The organism is Chloroflexota bacterium, assembly GCA_018648225.1.
GTDB lineage: Bacteria > Chloroflexota > Anaerolineae > Anaerolineales > UBA11858 > NIOZ-UU35.
The window spans coordinates 1-1989 of sequence record JABGRQ010000006.1 but is presented as its reverse complement, the minus strand read 5'-3'; the positions used below and the strand labels follow the sequence as shown (position 1 = coordinate 1989).

The 1989-nt window shown below is 53.8% G+C and carries 2 protein-coding genes; one reads left to right on the top strand and one right to left on the bottom strand.

What is annotated here, in order from left to right; all coding sequences use genetic code 11:
* The coding region (locus HN413_00055; GenBank protein ID MBT3388780.1) for a DUF389 domain-containing protein at positions 1-1245 on the bottom strand (1245 nt) is incomplete at its 3' end.
* 380 nt (positions 1246-1625) lie between these two features.
* Here HN413_00055 and HN413_00050 point away from each other — a divergent pair.
* The coding region (locus HN413_00050; protein ID MBT3388779.1) for a GNAT family N-acetyltransferase at positions 1626-1989 on the top strand (364 nt) is incomplete at its 3' end.

The window sequence follows — 1989 nt, the reverse complement described above, 5'->3', positions numbered from 1 at the left end:
ATCGGTTGGCAAAGGGGTTTGACTTGCCGTCAGGGTAGGGCTTGGCCCCGGCGTAGTAGAAGATGTCAGAGTGGGTGTTCGCGTAATCGTAGGCGTAATCGTCACCGTGGGGGTAACTGTAGCGGTTGGCGGGATCTGCGGATCCAGGCGCTGGGCGCGGAATTGGTTGAGCAGCAATTGGAATTCCTGCCCTTCGCCAAGAATTTTGGCTTCTTGTAAACGCGCTCCGCCGCTATCGCGCAGTTCAAGCATATTGCCGTAGCCCAAAAGCACGGGAGTGCGGACTGTAACTTCCAATATCAGGCGGTTTTCTTCATCTGTGATGCCCCACTCCGTCACCTCCGCCTCGTGAAAAGCATAGACTTCTTCAGCAATGATTTCCTTTATCTGATCATTGCGCGCCACCAAAGCCCGGGAAGCATTCGCTTCGCGAACAAACTGCACACTGATAAATGTTAGCGGGGCCAGCAAGACAATCGTTACCAAAGAAAGGATTACCAGGCTGCGCGGCAGGCCAAACAGTCGGCCCACTTTTTCGACCGAACGCGGTGTGAATCCCAGTACAAAAAAGACCAGCATCGCCGATGCCGCAATCGCCACACTGTTGGTAATAAACAATAGGAAGGCGCCTCCGGCCACGTCCCAACGCTGGTACGCCAATCCAATCCCCACCACAGACAAAGGCGGCAACAATGCCGTGGCAATCGCCACGCCAGGCAATGCCGCCGAGATATTCGGCATCGCCAGCGCAAAGGCAGCCGCCAAACCTCCGGCTAAAGCCACACCCAAGTCCATGGGGGTCGGTCTGGTGCGTGCCAAGACTTCCCCAGGCAATTGATCGGCAGTAAGCGGCACGAATGGAATCAGGCGATTGCTGAGCGTGAGCAAAGCCGCGATGAAAACAGCCAGCATAGCCCCCTGGAGCAATGCCTTAGTGGCATCACGGATCAAACGGTCATCACCCCGAATTGAACCCAATCCCAACCCAATAATAGGGGACATCAATGGAGCGACCAGCATGGCCCCGATGATGGTTGCCGGAGAGTTCATCAACAAACCTAAAGTGGCAATCACGCTGGATAGCAGCACTAACAAGATAAAACTGAAATCCAGATCCGACTCGTCACGCAAACGGACTTGTAATTCCCCTCTACGTTCCTGGCTGATAGGCGGAACGAGGCGTCGCCAATAGTGCCGCAGGGCTGTACGCCAGGAAGATGGCCGGGTGATAGGTTTCTCAGTCATGACACGGCAATTGTACCCCAATCTGAGATAATTACAGCAAGGTGGTGATCGGCTCCAGGAATAACTATGGCAAGTGACAAAATCACTTTAAAAATTCCGAAAGTGCCGAAATATGTCGCTTAAAATTTTCCGCTGGCAGTGGTAGAATGAAAATCACTCTTAGGCCACTGTTAAATAAATCCATGGCTACCATAACTACATCGTTACTATCAGCTTCACAAAAGCATCTGCGGCCATTTGATATGCGTCGGGACCTCAAGCCAGCAGCAGACTTGATCGAATTATGTTTCGCCGAGTCTCTCACTGTCGATGGGCACAGGTATTTACAATCCATGCGGGCAACTGCCGACAGATTTCGAGCCAACAGCATTGCCGCGCCCATGACTGCACGGAACTCCATGCCTCTGGCCGGCTATATCTGGGAAGAGGGGAGCGAGCTCGTCGGCAACTTGAGTCTGATCCCTTTCTTCCAACGCGGACGGCGTGTCAATATGATTGCTAATGTGGCTGTGCACCCCAATCACCGCCGCCGCGGAATTGCGCGCGCCCTGACCAAAGCAGCTCTGGAAAAAACTCGCCGACGCCGGGTGCCGGAAGTATGGCTGCAAGCACGCCATGATAATCCGGCTGCAGTGTCCCTCTATTCCTCAATGGGATTCATCCCACAGGCCAAACGAACCACCTGGACTGTCCGCGCGAAAACCTTGCAAGGGGAAATGCCATTGGGATCTCGGGTTACCCTTC